Raw genomic sequence first — 16,397 nt, 5'->3', positions numbered from 1 at the left:
TTCTGTGCAGGTACGATCGACCGCCCAGCCGGAAAGGATACATTTTCTAACAAATGTTGTATTTGCACAATGACGGGAACGCCCTATTTATGCTGGCTTAAGTGATATAAGAGAAATGCAATGTGAATTATGCATAAATTGTTTTGGTGATTTTGACGAAGTGTGCCGTGTACAAAAAAACGGCATCGGTTTATCGAAATTTTATCAATTCCGGCAACTTGTCCAAAAATAAATATGATTTTCGGCAATACGGAGAAAAGTTAGTTATCTCTCGACACGACACTGCCACCGTGCTACAATCCGTACAAAGCATATTTCTATTATCTGTTCTTCAAAACATCTTGGAATTTCAATGCTTTTACCATTTTTATTACGACAAAAGCAGGGGGATTTCCGGGAAAATTTTTCACAAAAGGAAGTTCTTCCTGCCATACCGAAAAGGAGGAACTTTATGGGAAGAAAGGATACTTTATCAACGGAATATCTGTCGGATAATGCAAGGTTTGCGGATATCTGTAATTATTGTCTGTTTGACGGTCAGGATGTGATCCAGGCGGAGGATTTGCGGGAGATGGATACGAAGGAGTTTCTGGAGCTTGCGGGGCTGTCAGGGAAGGGACAGCAGATACAGCGCATCCGTGACATTCTGAAGGGTGCTGTGATCCGCAGCACCGGAGACTGCACATATCTGATCCTAGGAGTGGAGAATCAGACGGAGATCCATTATGCCATGCCGGTTCGTGGGATGATCTATGACGGGATCAATTACGGCAGCCAGGTGAATGAGATCAGCAGACGGCACCGAAAGGGTCATGATCTGAATAGTCCCGCGAAATTTTTATCCGGCTTTACTGCAGAGGATCACCTGACGCCGGTGGTGACGATTACTGTCTACTGGGGTTCACAGCCGTGGGACGGACCGCGCAGCCTGCATGAGATGATGCAAGGGTCAAAAGTAGATAGCAATGTATGTTTACATACAAATTGCTATCTACTTTTGACCCGCCAAACACCGACAAGAAGCAGATTTGCTTGCAAATATGCGAGATTGGAGGTGTTTGCAGGATTGCGGGAATTGCTTGGCAATGGAGCAATCCGTGGCATCAATTAATGTTCCACACGAACAGCACGATCTTGAAGTATGTGGCGGATTATAAGCTGAATCTCATATCACCTGCAGATATCACGGATTTTGAGAAGTTCCGCACTTCTGTCGGGCTTGTTCTGGAAGTCATCAAGCATCAGGACAGCGAGCGAGAGATGGAGCAGATCCTTACCCGCGAGGCGGCACTGCACAACATAGAGTATGCTACTGCCAAGGTTATTGAAGGATTTACCGATATTAAGATGGATCAAGACGAAAAGGAGGGATTTAATATGTGTAAAGCATGGACAGATCATTACCAGTCCGGAGTCCGCGAGGGTCGCGAGCAAGGACTTGAACAGGGGAAATATTGAATCTTATTGAATTAACCATCAAAAAGATTCTTAAAAATATTCCAGCCGAGGAGGCTGCGGATATGCTCGAGGAAAACGTGACATTAATCGAGCGCATCTATGATGCTGCCAGAATGTGTGCTCCCGATTATGATGTAGACAAGATCTATTCCAGACTGCAACAGTAATCGTCTTGCATGTAACAAAACCATTGCTGTAAAATTTATTATACAATATTGTATCAAAAAATATATATAGTTATAGGTAAAGTCTCAAGGCTCGCCAATATCACAGACTTTGAAAAGTTCCGCACCTCTGTCGGGCTTGTTCTTGAAGTTATCAAGCATCAGGACAGTGAGCAGGAGATGGAGCAGATACTTACCCGCGAGGCGGCACTGCATAACATAGAGTATGCCGTTGCAAAGGTTATTGAAGGATTTACCGATATTAAAATGGATCATAACGAGAACAAGGAGGAATTCAATATGTGTAAAGCATGGGAAGATCATCGGAAATTATGTATGCGTGAGGGAGAATTACGTAAAATCATTGAACAATCAGTAAAAAAGTTGTGTAATGATGTTAATGCTGCAGAGACAGCAGTGATGTTGGAAGAAAATGAAGCTTTAATTCAACGTATTTATAAAGCTGCAGAATTGTATGCTCCGGATTACGACGTAGATAAGATCTATGCGGAACTGCAAAAGGAAGAAGCGCCTGCCTAAAGGCAGTGCGCGGTTATACCCTATCTCTTCTGATGTGCCTTGCGGTATCCATTGGGGGTGCAGCCATACCGTTGCAGAAACATTTTGGAGTAGTAGCTTAAGTGGTTGAAACCGCAGGAGGTGGCGATCTGGGTGATGCTGAAGGCGGTATCGCAAAGCAGGTTGCAGCTGATCTCCATACGGTAGTTGTTCAGGAAGGAGATTGGTGACTGGGAAAGGTATTTCTGGAAGATACGGCAGCATTTACTGCGGCTGACCACGCCGGCTGCAGCGATATCTTCGAGCGTGATATGATCCTGATAGTGCTGGTAGATATATGATACCATCTGCTTTTGAATCTGAATGTCGGGATCTTCCAGGCTGGAGATGACATTTTCCTCCATGTTGCAGTTCTGGTAGATCAGACTCCAAAGCTCATAGAAGTATCCGAGCAGTTGGAATTCATGACTGCTCTCCGCAAGACGGTGGCATTCAAGGATCTTGTGGAAAAGTGCGGAGAACTTCCCTGCATCCGGTCCGGCATGGTCAACAATGACGATGTCCGTGGCGTAATTTAAGATGGGATGAACGTATCTGCGGTACATGTAATTGCTTGCCTTTAAAAGCTCCGGATGGATCAGCACAACCATGAATTCGCATTCCCTCCGGTTGTTGTCATATCCATAATGAAGCTTACGGGAATTTATAAAAATCGTGTCACCTTTTGTCAGGAGGTATTTCTGCCCGTTGACCTCATAATTCATCTCACCATCGAAGATATACAGGAGTTCAAGGTCATCATGCCAGTGGCAGAGAGCCCGCATATCTGTGTAGTTTGACAGCGATCGTTCCTGGACGGCGAAAGAGATTTCAGGGGAGTCGTAATGGATGATCTCGGATGCATCCTGCATGATTTCTATATCGATCATTTGTAAATATCCTCCACAAAATAATACAAAAGTTATAAATATCGTTACTAAAATGATATTATTATGCCTTATTTCATTGTAACATACTTTTATGAAAGAAAGAATACACAGTTACACATGGAAAAGGAGGAAATGATTATGAAACGTAGATGTTTCAACAAGTTTACCGCTCTGCTTCTGGCAACTGCCATGGTATTCACGATGAATGGTGTTACCAATCTGGCATCCGCTGCAAAGACAAAGGCAAAAAAGAAGATCACGTTGAACAAGACTTCTTTGAAGCTGACCGTGGGACGGAGCAAGAAGCTGACCGTTAAGAATAAGCCGGCAAAGGCGAAATTAAAATGGTCAACCAGTAACAAGAAAGTAGCAACTGTGAAAAACGGCAAGGTGAAGGCAGTGAAAAAGGGAACTGCTAAGATTACCTGCAAGGTAACTTATAAGAATAAGAAGAAAAAGGTTACTAAGAAGCTGACCGCTAAGGTGACAGTACAGGCAAAGAAAAAGAATGTACCAACACCTGCAGCAACAGCAAGTAATGGCGCAATCGCAACAAAAGCACCTGCAGCGACAGCTACTGTAGCACCTGCACCAACCGTAGCACCAACACCGGAGCTGCCGAAGGATAAGGCAGAGCTTTTGAAAATGTCCAACGTTGGTGAGGAGCATCAGTCAGCAAACGGAATTACTACAAAGGATAACGGTCTTATGAGAAAAGAGCTTTCTTCTCAGGATTTGATGCCTGTAATGTCCCTTGGATGGAATCTGGGTAACCAGATGGAGCAGTCTAACTGCATGGGCAACTGGACAACACTCAAGGAGTGTGAGACAAGTGCCGGTAACCCGATGGCAACACAGAAGACCTTCGATGGACTTAAGGCATATGGTGTTAACACAGTTCGTGTGCCGGTAGCATGGTCCAACTTCATGTCAACAGATGGCAATTATACCATCAACGAGGATCTGTTTAACCGTGTAGAGCAGATCATCAATTATGCATTAAATGATGAGATGTATGTTATCATCAACATCCATTGGGATGGCGGATGGTGGGGAATGTTTGGTGCTGAGGAGATCGATGCCAAGGATACACCGATCCGTGATCAGGCATGGAAGAAATACAAAGCTTTCTGGACACAGATTGCAAACCGTTATAAAGAATATTCCGATCATCTGATCTTCGAGGGAGCAAACGAGGAGCTCAGCGGTCGTCTGAACGATGATTATCAGCATCCGGAGAAAGGTCAGTCAAACCAGACCGGCAAGCTTCCTAAGGATGGTAATGCAATCTATCAGCTTGTTAATCAGATCAACCAGACATTCGTTGATATTGTAAGAAGCACAGGCGGCAACAACGCATATCGTCATTTGCTGATCCCTGGTACAGGAAATGAGTCCTGCGTGATCGGCGGTTATAAGAGTGATTACTATGAGACAGACGGTACGATGGATGATCGCTACCAGATGCCAAAGGATACAGAAGAGAATGGCAACAATAAACTAAGCGTATCGGTTCACTACTATGATCCGACAGACTACTGTATCTCTGCAACTTCTACAACCACTTGGGGTTATCGTGACACATGGGGCACCAAAGAGGACTACGAGTACATGACTGGTTCGTTGGCTCGTCTGAAGAAGTTCACGGATCAGGGCTACGGCGTGATCATTGGTGAGTGTGGCTGCGTTAAGGGTTATAAAGACAATGTGATTGATTTTACGAGAGAGTTATTTAAGCAGTGCCTGGCAAGCGGTTATTGCCCGGTAATGTGGGACGAGGGTCATTATTACGAGCGTAAGAGAGGCTACTTCGCATACGGTGATGTCGGAGAGCTTTTCGCAGAAATGACAGGCAATAAGGTGCCTGAGCTTCCGAAGAGTGCTAAATTAGTAAATACAGGAATTTCCGTAGTGCCAACTGTTGAAAATGAGAATCCTAAGGTTCTTTACACATGGGAAGGCGAGTTCATGCGCCACACCGGTGATCCGGAGGCAAAGATCGTCGCAGCGGAGAGAGGAGATATCTTCGATCCTGTTTACCATGGAATCGGTTACACCACAAGCATTACCGATGCGGATGGCAATCCGACCGATAAGCTGCAGGCGATCATTAACAAAGAGTACTGGAACATTCATCTGAATGTAGACTGGAGCAAGATTAAGGAGCCTTGTGTCCGGATCTATCCTGCGGACAACGATGCAAGTAAGGGCGCTGATCTTCAGGTAGGATATATAGAGACAGAGAACGGTGCTGCAAAGTTTGATGTCGACTATGACCAGAATAACAATCAGATCTGGGTTGGCAAGTATGTGAAACTGGATGCAGACAATCTCAAGGGAGATTATCCATGGCTGTGGATCACCACCAATACTTACACGGGTGCATCCTATGTCAAGATTGAGATCTGCGACGGTGCATACAATGCAGATGGAACCGAATTTAAATACAATAACTAGTTGTTTCCTTCCTTATAAAATGAAATAGATTTGCACAGAATAAGACAGAGTTCATGCTGGGAACTCTGTCTTATTCATTGACGAAATTCGGTCAATCAATTATAATAATAACACATGCTTTTACAGGAACCTTCTATGCGATTGTGTAGGAGGTTTTCGTTATTATGCGATATATTCGCACTGCGAAAGAAATGGGGTTTTCAATACATTATAATTATATAGGATGATTGGAGGAGACTATGCAGGAGAAGTTAGATCAGTGGATCAATTGGGTGGAGTATGACGAATTACTGGAGGGCAGACATAATGCCCCTCACAATATACTGGGACTTCACGATTTTGGCAAGGGACAGATATTTACCGTGTATCGTCCGGAGGCGAAAGCAGTTACCGTGACAGATATGCGCGGAAACCATCCGACCGAGCTGGAAGAGGTGGAGCCGGGCAGCGGATTTTTTGGAAAATATGTCGAGAGCCGCAAGAAGCTTAAGGCACCATATCTTCTGAATATCAAGTACGGTGAGGATGACGTGGTAGTGACTGCAGATCCTTATTGCTTTGCACCACAGCTTTCCAGCCTGGATCTTTATTTGTTTGCAGAGGGCAAGCACTACCAGATCTTTGATAAGCTGGGTGCTCACCCGATGGAGATCAATGGTGTTAAGGGTACATATTTTGCAGTCTGGGCGCCTCATGCGAGAGCCGTCAGTGTGGTCGGTAACTTTAATATGTGGGATGGCAGACTGCATCCGATGCGTACGTTGGAGGTATCCGGTGTTTATGAGCTGTTTATCCCGGGGGTGGAGCCATGGGCGGTATACAAATATCAGATCCTTACCCGGAATGATGAGATCCTTATGAAGGCGGATCCGTATGCAAACTGTGCAGAGATGCGTCCGGATAATGCATCTGTTGTTGCGGATCTGCGGGGCTTCCGCTGGACAGACCGCAAGTGGATGACCAGCCGCCGCAAGGAGACGAGAGACAGCCGCCGTAAGGAGCCGATCGCGATCTACGAGGTGCATCCGGGTTCCTGGCGTAAGAAAGACGATGGTACCGAGGACGGATTTTATAATTACAGAGAGCTTGCAGTAGAGCTTGCTGCTTATGTGAAGGAGATGGGATATACCCACGTTGAGCTGATGGGTATTGCAGAGCATCCATTTGACGGCTCCTGGGGTTATCAGGTGACCGGATATTATGCACCGACGCGCCGATATGGCTCGCCGGAGGATTTCATGTATTTTGTCGATTATATGCACAGTCAGGGCATCAGTGTTATCCTTGACTGGGTACCGGCACATTTTCCGAAAGATGCACACGGTCTGGCACAGTTTGACGGTCAGGCACTTTATGAGCATCCGGATAAGCGTCGTGGTGAGCATCCTCACTGGGGCACACTGATCTTTAACTACAAGAAGAAGGAAGTGGAGAACTTCCTGCTTGCCAATGGACTATTCTGGCTGAAGAAGTTCCATGTGGACGGACTTCGTGTGGATGCGGTGGCATCCATGCTGTATCTGGATTATGGCAAGAATGACGGCGAGTGGCTGCCAAATGAGAAGGGCGGCAATGAGAACTTTGATGCGATCCATTTGCTGCAGCATATGAATCAGGTTGTTGAGAAGGAAGAACCAGGTACGATGATCATTGCAGAGGAGTCTACCGCATGGGCGGGAGTAACCTCTCCGGCACAGATGGGTGGTCTTGGCTTCCTGTTTAAGTGGAACATGGGCTGGATGAATGATTTCCTTGAGTATATGCATATGGATCCGCTGTTCCGTGGACCAAACCACGGCAGACTGACCTTCAGCCTGCAGTACGCATACAGTGAGAATTTCATTCAGGTGCTTTCGCATGATGAGGTTGTGCATGGCAAGGGATCGATGATCAATAAGATGCCGGGAGAGCTGGATGCAAAGTTTGCCAATCTGCGTACGGCATACGGTTTTATGTATGGTCATCCGGGCAAGAAGCTTTTGTTCATGGGACAGGAGTTTGCGCAGTTCCGTGAGTGGAGTGAGGCGAGAAGTCTTGACTGGAATCTGCTGGGTGAGGAACGCAATCACCAGATGCAGGACTATGTGAAGGCGTTGAATAAGCTGTATCAGGAGTACGATGCACTTTATGCGAACGACTTTGATCCGATCGGCTTCGAGTGGATGAGTTGCGAGAATGCAGACATGAGCGTGGTTACATTTGTGCGTCGTGGATCCACTGCTAAGAAGCAGCTTTTGTTCCTGTGTAACTTCACGCCGGTGACAAGAGAGGATATGCTGTTCGGCGTTCCGTGTCCGGGAACCTACAAGGAGATCTTATCTTCCGATGAGGAGAGATTCGGCGGAACCGGTATTGTCAATCCGAAGGTGCTTACAGCGAAGGAGGAGCCGTGTGATGGCAGGAATTATTCGATTCGGATGACGCTTCCGCCGCTTTCCGTGACGATCTATGAGTACGATTACAGAGAGAATAAATAATCCGTAGCATGATGTCATAAAAAGGGCAGAACCGGCGTTTTGTCCTCCAGGAATTGCTTCGCAATTCTCGTTGACTTAACACTACATTACGAGCATTTTCATATACCATAAATAAAACAGACAAGCTTTTCCTCTCAGAGAAGCTTGTCTGTTTTATTTATGGTAGTTTTATTTGCGAATATAATTACCGGAAACATATCCGGTTGTCACCGTGTTTTTCCTGATGGAGAAGCATATCTTATACCAGGTTGTTCCCTTGACCTTTTTCGTGCCAAGCAATGGTACAAACGTGTTCTTCGGAATGCTGGTGATCAGTTTGCCGGTTGTGCCGGCTGTCTTGCGCAGATTGAGTTTTGCTGTGGTACAGCCCTGCGTGTAATAGGTCAGACCGGACTTTGCCTTTGCATAGCCGTTATACACTTTTGTCGATGTGTGATAACGGAAATGATGGAACTTGCTGCCATCGCTGCGGTAGGTTACGCCGACATATTCGACAGGCATTCCTTTTTTAAGTGTCATCAGCTTTGCAGCGGTTTTGACCGGTTTTTTGTATAGGATAAAGCTTTTCTTTACAATGCCGGACTGGCTGGAAGACTTCGTGGCAGCCGTCAGTGACGTATAACCGGAGTAGACCGTACCATCCGAGTTCTTATGAAATGCCCGGATCTTATAATAATATTCGTGATTTTTGGAAAGACCGCTGTTAGTCCAGGTCGTTACGTCGGGGTCATTGATCTGCTTTACCTTTTTGAAGGAGCCGTTGTAGGTGTCCTTGCGATAAATCTGATATCCATCGGCGTCCTCTACGTCATTCCAGCTGAGAGAAAGCTTCTTGGCAGCAGATTTTGCGGAAAAGCCTGTGACTTTGTCGAGGCTGTCCACATCATCCTCAGTCGGAGCCGGTGTGGCTGTGGCAATTGCTCCCGGTGTTGCACCATGGGAAAAGACCGGTGAGGAAGGGCTTCCGGTCGTATACCAGAAATTCATATCGACATTGCCGGAGATCCCGTCCACGGAACCGGAGCTGGCGTACTGCCACATACTGTAATTGCCGTAGAACTGAGCGGTGGCATTGTTGACGATATTGTTATAGCGGGCAACCCAGATCTCGTATTTCTGTCCCAGTGCCTCGCCGTCCAGATTGTTATTCAGGTCGCTGACATTGGCGTAGATCATCGGCGTGTAGCCGCTCTGCTTGACATAATCGCAGAAAGCGGAACAGATTGCGGTATTGGTAGCTTTCGGAAGACCGCCGTGGCGGCTGTTGTTGTTTAACTCCCAGTCGATCACGACAGGCATGGTGATCGATGACTGGTAAGGAGCGAGTGTCGATACGACATACTGTGCCTCGGCGACTGCCTCATCGACATTGATCGCCTCGGTCCAGAAATATACGCCGAGAGGAATGCCTGCTGCGGCTGCATCCTTAATATATGTAGTAAATTTGGAATCGGTGACGAGAGAGCCGTTGGAGTAACCGCGGTAGCCCAGACGCAGAATTGCGAAATCAATGCCGGCAGCTTTCACATTGCTCCAGTTGATCGTGCCCTGATGATAGGAAACATCGATACCGTTGTAGATACTCATGCCGTCAAAATTGGATGCATGTGTGTAGGTCTTGCCGGTGTATGCACTCACGGAAGAGCTGTAGCCCTTCAGACCGGAGGTGGCGGGATTCACGGAAAGAAATCCTCCGGATCCCTGCGCATCCGCTGAGAATGTGGAAACAGCAGAGTCTGCGCCGGAAATATTCTCCTCGGCGGCAGGTTCATACTGACCGGTAAGACGCTCGTAGCCGGGATCGTTCTGATCGGCAGGAAGCGCCTGCGGTGCAGCCGTCTGTGAAACAGCCTCAGCAAATCCCCCCTGTGTCTGCTCTGCAGCCAAAGCAGTGCGTCCCGGTATGCAGGATAGTGACGAAAGGACCATAGATACACTTAACAGTGTACTGATCACAAAATGTTTTCTCATAAATACCTCCTATATGTAAATGCCCTGTGCCAATATGGTTAGTGTAATGTGATTGTTTGTCAAAAATGTGATTGTTTGCATAATATAATACAATCCGCGATATGATATTCAGTCATAAAATTAGGTGGAAAAAAAGCCCCAACCCGATAGACTTCTATCAAATTAGGACCTTCAATGCGCGATCAGGGTTCGAACCCTGGACACCCTGATTAAGAGTCAGGTGCTCTGCCAGCTGAGCTAATCGCGCTCATCGTCTTTGCGACAACGAACTCATTATATACAACCTGCCGACAAAATGCAACCCTTTTTTACAAAAAAATTGAAAAAAATGTGAAATTTTCTTGAAGAAATTCGGAGGATACTTTGCAACACCATGAAATCGTGGTATACTGGGACAAATTGAAAAGTCGTTGCAGAAGTAAGGTTTTATGACGATTGATGCCTGCGGTTTAAAGCCTGCGGGAGGAGAAAGGGATGGAATATTTTCATGAATAAAATAACATTAAAAAGGAGATTCTGTGGTGTACTGGCGATATTGTGCTGTGTCAGTATGCTGCAGTGGCAGTCGGTTCAGAGGACACACGCACTGGGACGTGCCGGTGTATCGGTAAGCAGGCGCACCGGGACCACGGCGGAGCTTACCATGAAGAAGATGTCCGGAGTGACCGGTTATCAGGTGTTTCTTTCCACTAAGAAGAAAGGAAAGTATTCCCAGATCGGTGCAACACGCACAACCTCATTTAAAATGAGCAAATTAAAGAAAAATAAAGTATATTATGTAAAGGTTCGTGCCTATAAGACCTCCGGTTCCCGGATCGTTACCGGAAAGTATTCCTCCGTGGTAAAGATTGGCAAGTATGTTGCCGTGACAACGGCAGACAAGTATGCGGCACAGGTATTGAAGCTTGTGAATGAAGAACGCGCCAGGGAGGAACTGGCACCACTTAAGGCGAGCACAGCACTCGACAAGGCTGCCTGTATTCGTGCGAAGGAGCTTGTGACACAGAATTCTCCGAACCGTCCGGATGGAAGAAACGGCTGCAGCGTTCTGACTGATGAGAAGATCGTATACGAATCTGCAGGAGAGAATATTGCCTCCGGCTGCAAGACGCCGAAGGATGTTGTGGAGAAGTGGATGGCAGATGCCGGACACCGTGCACAGATCATGTCGACCGATTATGCCTATATGGGGCTTGGATATTACAGCACCACAAAGGGGGACAAATACTACTGGTCACAGATTTTTACCAACTGATTTTTGAAAAAATAAAAAAATTTCAAAAAAGGGGTTGCATTTTATAAAATAATCTGTTATTATAGCAAAGTCGCTTGCGAGAGCACAGCGACATGAGCGCGATTAGCTCAGCTGGCAGAGCACCTGACTCTTAATCAGGGTGTCCAGGGTTCGAACCCTGATCGCGCACTACTTTGAAGCATCTGATAATTATCAGGTGCTTTTTTTTGTATATTCGTATATTCCTCCACTTACAAAACATTTTGCATATAAGAAGAGTGAGTGCTATACTTAATGGAGTAAAATGAACATAACCGGAGAGCAGCAGGGATACTCCGGATATTTACAGTATGGTGTTGCATAATACGAAATGGAGGGTCTGGCATGATCGCACAGAAAATGATCAAGTATGTGGAAGGAAGCTCGGTTACAAGAGCGATGTTTGAGGAAGGAAAGAAGATGGCTGCCCAATACGGCGCAGAGAACGTATACGATTTCAGCCTGGGAAATCCGAGTGTGGAACCGCCGGCTGCGGTCAAGAATGCAATCTGTGAGATTCTGGAGCAGGAATCTCCATGTTATGTGCATGGATATATGAACAATTCCGGTTACGAGACAGTGCGCGAAGCCATTGCGTCCTCACTGAACAAACGCTTCGGGACATCCTTTGGCGAGAAGAACATTCTTATGACCGTTGGTGCAGCCGGGGGACTGAATGTTGTCCTCAAAACACTCCTTGACCCGGAGGATGAGGTCATCGCATTCGCACCGTATTTCGGAGAATACAACAATTACGTTGCCAACTTTGACGGCAAAATGGTTGTAGTCGCTCCGAATCCGCCGGAGTTTCAGCCGAATGTTGCGGAGTTTGAGACAAAGATCACACCGAAGACAAAGGCGGTTATCATCAACAATCCGAACAACCCGACCGGTGTTGTCTACAGCGAGGAGACGATCCGTGCGCTGGCAGCCGTTATGGAGAAGAAGCAGAAAGAATACGGCACAGCCATTTATCTGATCGCGGATGAGCCGTATCGTGAGCTTGCGTACGATGGTGTGGAGGTGCCATATCTGACGAAATATTATGACAATACGATTGTCGGCTATTCCTACAGCAAATCCTTATCCCTGCCGGGTGAGCGTATCGGTTATCTGGTGATCCCGGATGAAGTCGATGATTTTGAAAATGTGATCTGCGCCGCCAATGTAGCAAACCGTATTCTGGGCTTTGTCAATGCACCGTCTCTGATGCAGCTTGCTGTTGCAAAATGCCTGGACGAGCAGACCGATGTGGCTGCGTATGACAGAAACCGCACAATGCTGCTTAATGCACTGACACAGTACGGCTATGAGGTTGTAAAGCCGGAGGGTGCTTTTTATCTGTGGGTGAAGACACTCGAGGAGGATGACAGTGCATTTGTGGCAAGAGCAAAGGAATACAACCTGCTGGTTGTGCCGGGCAGCTCCTTTATGTGTCCGGGCTATATCCGTATCGCTTACTGCGTGGATCCGGAGATGATCAAGCGGTCACTGCCTGCCTTCGAGAAGCTTGCAAAGAGCTATGAGAACGAATAAAGCCGGCAACAGTGCACAGATAATTACGAACAAAAGAAAAAATTACAAAACAGTGCACAAAGAATAATTATAAAGTGGTGCATAGGAATTACAAATAACAACGATATCAGACAGAAATGAGGACGACCAATGAGTACATGGAGAGATAATTTAAGGACAATTGAACCGTATGTGCCGGGAGAGCAGCCGAACCTGCCGGACATGATCAAGTTAAATACCAATGAGAATCCGTACCCGCCATCACCAAAGGTGGTTGGGGTACTCAAAAGCTTTGACTGTGACAGTCTGCGTCTCTATCCGGATCCGAATTCACAGCTTCTGGCAGACGCCCTTGCGAAAAGATATGGTCTTGCAAGTGATCAGGTCTTTCTGGGAGTCGGTTCCGATGATGTGCTTGCGATCGCATTTATGACATTTTTCAATTCAAAGAAGCCGGTCCTTTTCCCGGACATTACTTATTCATTCTACGATGTGTGGGCAGAGCTGTTTCAGATTCCGTATGAGAGACCGGCGCTGGATGAGCATTTTGATCTGATCCGGGAGGATTATTATAAAGAAAACGGTGGTGTTGTTATTGCCAATCCGAATGCACCGACCGGTGTGCTGCAGAATATAGATTTTCTGCGTGATGTCATCGAGCATAACCGTGATGTGGTGGTCATCATTGATGAGGCATATGCGGACTTTAGTGAAAGCTCTGCGCTGGAGCTGACGAAGGAATACGACAATGTGCTGATCGTGCAGACCTACTCCAAGTCGCGTGCGCTTGCCGGCATGCGTATCGGATATGCGATGGGTAATCCGGAGCTGATCAAAGCAATGAATGATGTCCGTTATTCCTACAACAGCTATCCGATGACGAGACTTTCTGTGGCACTCGGTGTGGCAGCGCTCGAGGATGAGACCTATTTTCAGGAAACTGTTGCAAAGGTGATCGAGACGAGAGAGTGGACGAAGGAGCAGTTGAAACGTCTTGGATTTTCGTTCCGGGATTCCCAGACGAACTTTATCTTTGCCGCTCATGAGAGCGTACCGGCTGTTCAAATCTTTGATGCGCTCAGAGAAAAACATATCTTCGTGCGTCATTTCAGCCAGAAACGGATCGACAATTATCTCCGGATCTCCATCGGTACGAGAGAAGAGATGGAGCGTTTTATTGAGGAGACAGAGAAGATCGTAGCAAATGCCGGCAAGTAAAAGAGGCTGTTTAAAGCGATACGAGGAACGTAAAAATGTCTTACCGTAACGGCGGTTAATCCGGATCAATGGCGATCACGGCAGAGGAGTGAAAGCAGTCCGTATCATGCGAAAAGCTGCAGTTTCCACCGTGTGTATCGCAGATATGACGAATACTGCGGAGACCATAACCTGTATGAGACACTTTTGTCGACAGGTAATGGTCTCTTTTTTTGTTGACATTTCCGTCAAAGCCGTTGTCGATCGTGATGACAAGCATGTTGCCGTGAACAGCAAGGCGGACCGTAATGCTTCGGTTGCCGGGCAGGGCGTGGTCTGCTGCGGTATAGGCATTTTCCAGAAGATTGCCGAGCAGCGTGGCAAGCTCCGAATCGGAGAGACCGGTGGATGGAATCGGTGTGGCGGAAATGTCCATCCGGATCTCATTTTCCTGACAAAGCCGGCGGTAATGATGCAGGAGCATGTTCACGACCGGAAGATTGGAATACGACGGAGTGGCAAGATGGTCGATCTGACGGATGTGGTCGGACAGATATTCGACGAGTCCCTGTGTGTTTCCGGCCATTGCATAGCCCTGCAGAACGATGAGGTGCTGGCGGAAATCGTGCCGCATCCGTCTTGTTTCTTCGGTATTTTTGATCATATTCTGATAATACGTCTGCTGCAGCTCGAGCTGGCGGGTTGTCTCCTCCAGCTGCTTCTGCGCTTCAAACCGCTTCTTCTCTCTGGCGAAAATCTGAAAGAATATAAAATAGATCATAAACGTACACAGGATCAAAGCGATGTAAAGATACAGGATGGTCCGGTTGTAAATTCTTCCGTCAGACATCGGGAAAAATTCAAATATCAGTATCAGAAAGAGAACAAGTGCGAGCTGACAGAGCTGGCGGTATTCTTTTGGATCCAGAAAATCGCAAAGCGGAATAAATTTGTGGTGCAGGAGAAATAACAGCGGCGGGATAAACAACAGCGTACACAAAAGGATCATCGGGATTGAGACATTGTCGTAAGGCAGCCCGTCCGCCGTCATGTGTCTGGAAAGATGGGAGCAGATGATGTTGTTAAATGAATTTATGACAAATGCTGCGGTCAGCGCAAACAGAAAAACAAACAGCTTCTTGGAGAAGATACCGCGAGTCAGATAAATATACATCAAAAGACAGGGGATCATCGTTGCCATAAAAAGCAGATTGGCAGCGAAAAAGAGATCCTTCTGTGGAATGATCGAATATTTGTACAGGAGTATACATAGAGTAGAAAAGATTGTGCTAAGCAGCAGGGTTCCGCCACCCAGAATCAGATAGGTCTGTCTGCTGCGAAAACGGTAATGATCCCGGAAGGCGTAGATGCAGAGCAGTCCGAAGGGGAAGCTCTGGAGAAAGTATCCCACCAGAAGACGTATCAATAAAAGCATAACTACCTCCCTTCTGCAGCACTTGCAGTCTGTAAAATCAGAAAAAGCATTCCGGCCTGCAGTCTTTTTGAGCTTACCTTTCTGTCAGCGCAGTCATCCGTGTTCCCGCGTGATCCGGCAAAGATAGTACTGATACTGCTTTTTTAGTTCGTTGCGCTTCTTGCGGGACAGCATGATCTCCAGATCATTATCGAGGATCAGATGATCATAATAAAACGCACGGATATGCGGCATGGACACAATAAAGCTGCGGTGTGGCTGCAGAAAACGGTCATCCAGCTTTTCGTTTAGTGCCTGCAGCGGATCGTAGGTGGAGATCGTCTCACGTTCTGTGTGGATCAGCGTGCGTTTATGAAAAGACTCCAGATAAATGATCGATGCCATCGGGATGGAGATCAGACCGGAAGCTGCATGGAGCTGAAGCTGCGGGGAGAGCCTTTGATGTTCCATACAGCGATCCAGCGCCTCGAACACATCCTTACGGTCAAGGGGCTTGATCAGATAATGTGTCGCCTTGAGCCGAAAGGCGTCAATGGCAAACTCGCGGCTGGTGCTGATCACGATCACATAGCGGGGACGGAAGCGCGGCGGAATGCTTTGGAGCATATCGATGCCGGACAGATCTTCCATATAAATATCCGTAAACAGAATATCGGCGTGGGGATTTTTCAGAAAATCCCCGCCCCGCGGAAAACAGAGGATCTTCATATCCGGTCCGATACCGTGAAGCGCATCGTATTCCCGGATGCAGCCGGTCAGATAGTCACAGACCGCCGGATCATCATCACAGATTGCAATGGTCATAGCAAACCCTCCCCTCGTTCGATGAATATGAACAAATTGTAACACATTTCGTCACAAAAATACAGCAAAAAATGCATAAACGCATACGTTTTTTGACCAAATGTATGAATTTTTGGACGAAATGCAGGTATTCTTTCGGTAACAGCGATGTTATTATGAATAAAATGAAAACAATGAACGTAATGCAGGAAAGGAGGA

12 protein-coding genes and 2 tRNA genes are annotated in these 16,397 nt (G+C 46.8%); 9 read left to right on the top strand and 5 right to left on the bottom strand.

The genetic code is table 11. The features are described 5' to 3' along the window. Positions 1-451 precede the first annotated feature (451 nt). The 3 genes from DXA20_RS01060 (at position 452) to DXA20_RS01050 (ending at position 2,162) form a co-directional block, all read left to right on the top strand. Positions 452-1,111 (top strand): hypothetical protein, encoded by a 660-nt coding sequence (locus tag DXA20_RS01060; RefSeq protein ID WP_118558984.1) that lies wholly within the window; start codon positions 452-454, stop codon positions 1,109-1,111. 23 nt (positions 1,112-1,134) lie between these two features. After that, on the top strand, positions 1,135-1,458 hold the full coding sequence (locus DXA20_RS01055) for a hypothetical protein (protein ID WP_147403660.1): 324 nt from the start codon (positions 1,135-1,137) through the stop codon (positions 1,456-1,458). Between the two features lie 344 nt (positions 1,459-1,802). Next, positions 1,803-2,162, top strand: a complete 360-nt coding sequence (locus DXA20_RS01050; RefSeq protein ID WP_118558982.1) for a hypothetical protein — start codon at positions 1,803-1,805, stop codon at positions 2,160-2,162. A gap of 20 nt (positions 2,163-2,182) precedes the next feature. On the opposite strand, the gene DXA20_RS01045 is transcribed toward DXA20_RS01050, so the two are convergent. Further along, the gene (locus DXA20_RS01045; RefSeq protein ID WP_118558981.1) at positions 2,183-3,070 is read right to left on the bottom strand and encodes an AraC family transcriptional regulator; all 888 of its coding nucleotides are present in this window, start codon (positions 3,068-3,070) and stop codon (positions 2,183-2,185) included. A gap of 138 nt (positions 3,071-3,208) precedes the next feature. Between DXA20_RS01045 and DXA20_RS01040 the strand changes: the two genes are divergently transcribed. Both DXA20_RS01040 and glgB read left to right on the top strand, forming a co-directional pair. Then, the gene (locus DXA20_RS01040) at positions 3,209-5,527 is read left to right on the top strand and encodes a cellulase family glycosylhydrolase (protein WP_158577084.1); all 2,319 of its coding nucleotides are present in this window, start codon (positions 3,209-3,211) and stop codon (positions 5,525-5,527) included. A gap of 239 nt (positions 5,528-5,766) precedes the next feature. Then, the gene (gene glgB, locus DXA20_RS01035; protein ID WP_118558979.1) at positions 5,767-8,004 is read left to right on the top strand and encodes a 1,4-alpha-glucan branching protein GlgB; all 2,238 of its coding nucleotides are present in this window, start codon (positions 5,767-5,769) and stop codon (positions 8,002-8,004) included. A gap of 168 nt (positions 8,005-8,172) precedes the next feature. On the opposite strand, the gene DXA20_RS01030 is transcribed toward glgB, so the two are convergent. Both DXA20_RS01030 and DXA20_RS01025 read right to left on the bottom strand, forming a co-directional pair. Further along, entirely contained in the window at positions 8,173-9,975 is a 1,803-nt protein-coding gene (locus DXA20_RS01030) for a GH25 family lysozyme (protein ID WP_118558978.1), read from the bottom strand. A 175-nt stretch (positions 9,976-10,150) separates the two neighbouring features. Further along, positions 10,151-10,222: transfer RNA gene (locus DXA20_RS01025), tRNA-Lys, on the bottom strand. 240 nt (positions 10,223-10,462) lie between these two features. On the opposite strand from DXA20_RS01025, the gene DXA20_RS01020 reads away from it, so the two are divergent. The 4 genes from DXA20_RS01020 to hisC all read left to right on the top strand — a co-directional run bounded on the left by DXA20_RS01020 (position 10,463) and on the right by hisC (position 13,981). Further along, positions 10,463-11,230 carry a CAP domain-containing protein gene (locus tag DXA20_RS01020; protein WP_118558977.1) on the top strand — a complete coding sequence of 256 codons (768 nt, stop codon included), beginning with the start codon at positions 10,463-10,465 and terminating at the stop codon, positions 11,228-11,230. A gap of 96 nt (positions 11,231-11,326) precedes the next feature. Continuing rightward, positions 11,327-11,398 (top strand) — tRNA-Lys (locus tag DXA20_RS01015). A gap of 195 nt (positions 11,399-11,593) precedes the next feature. Further along, positions 11,594-12,784, top strand: a complete 1,191-nt coding sequence (locus DXA20_RS01010; protein ID WP_118558976.1) for a pyridoxal phosphate-dependent aminotransferase — start codon at positions 11,594-11,596, stop codon at positions 12,782-12,784. Between the two features lie 129 nt (positions 12,785-12,913). Then, positions 12,914-13,981: a histidinol-phosphate transaminase gene (gene hisC, locus DXA20_RS01005; protein WP_118558975.1), complete on the top strand. Its 1,068-nt coding sequence runs from the start codon at positions 12,914-12,916 to the stop codon at positions 13,979-13,981. Positions 13,982-14,036: 55 nt separating this feature from the next. Here hisC and DXA20_RS01000 read toward each other — a convergent pair whose 3' ends face one another. Together DXA20_RS01000 and DXA20_RS00995 are read right to left on the bottom strand one after the other, a co-directional pair. Further along, positions 14,037-15,395: a sensor histidine kinase gene (locus DXA20_RS01000; protein WP_118558974.1), complete on the bottom strand. Its 1,359-nt coding sequence runs from the start codon at positions 15,393-15,395 to the stop codon at positions 14,037-14,039. A 93-nt stretch (positions 15,396-15,488) separates the two neighbouring features. Continuing rightward, positions 15,489-16,199: a LytR/AlgR family response regulator transcription factor gene (locus tag DXA20_RS00995; RefSeq protein ID WP_118558973.1), complete on the bottom strand. Its 711-nt coding sequence runs from the start codon at positions 16,197-16,199 to the stop codon at positions 15,489-15,491. Between the last annotated feature and the right edge of the window lie 198 nt (positions 16,200-16,397).

The sequence above is a fragment of the Roseburia sp. AM59-24XD genome (assembly GCF_003478445.1).
Classification (GTDB): Bacteria; Bacillota; Clostridia; order Lachnospirales; family Lachnospiraceae; genus Jutongia.
This window is presented reverse-complemented; position numbering and strand designations above follow the sequence as displayed.

Bases quoted from the DNA above. Each gene is read 5' to 3' on its own strand.
- DXA20_RS01060 (WP_118558984.1), top strand. From the start codon at position 452: ATGGGAAGAAAGGATACTTTATCAACGGAATATCTGTCGGATAATGCA.
- DXA20_RS01050 (WP_118558982.1), top strand. From the start codon at position 1,803: ATGGAGCAGATACTTACCCGCGAGGCGGCACTGCATAACATAGAGTAT.
- DXA20_RS01045 (WP_118558981.1), bottom strand. From the start codon at position 3,070: ATGATCGATATAGAAATCATGCAGGATGCATCCGAGATCATCCATTAC.
- DXA20_RS01040 (WP_158577084.1), top strand. From the start codon at position 3,209: ATGAAACGTAGATGTTTCAACAAGTTTACCGCTCTGCTTCTGGCAACT.
- glgB (WP_118558979.1), top strand. From the start codon at position 5,767: ATGCAGGAGAAGTTAGATCAGTGGATCAATTGGGTGGAGTATGACGAA.
- DXA20_RS01030 (WP_118558978.1), bottom strand. From the start codon at position 9,975: ATGAGAAAACATTTTGTGATCAGTACACTGTTAAGTGTATCTATGGTC.
- DXA20_RS01020 (WP_118558977.1), top strand. From the start codon at position 10,463: ATGAATAAAATAACATTAAAAAGGAGATTCTGTGGTGTACTGGCGATA.
- DXA20_RS01010 (WP_118558976.1), top strand. From the start codon at position 11,594: ATGATCGCACAGAAAATGATCAAGTATGTGGAAGGAAGCTCGGTTACA.
- hisC (WP_118558975.1), top strand. From the start codon at position 12,914: ATGAGTACATGGAGAGATAATTTAAGGACAATTGAACCGTATGTGCCG.
- DXA20_RS01000 (WP_118558974.1), bottom strand. From the start codon at position 15,395: ATGCTTTTATTGATACGTCTTCTGGTGGGATACTTTCTCCAGAGCTTC.
- DXA20_RS00995 (WP_118558973.1), bottom strand. From the start codon at position 16,199: ATGACCATTGCAATCTGTGATGATGATCCGGCGGTCTGTGACTATCTG.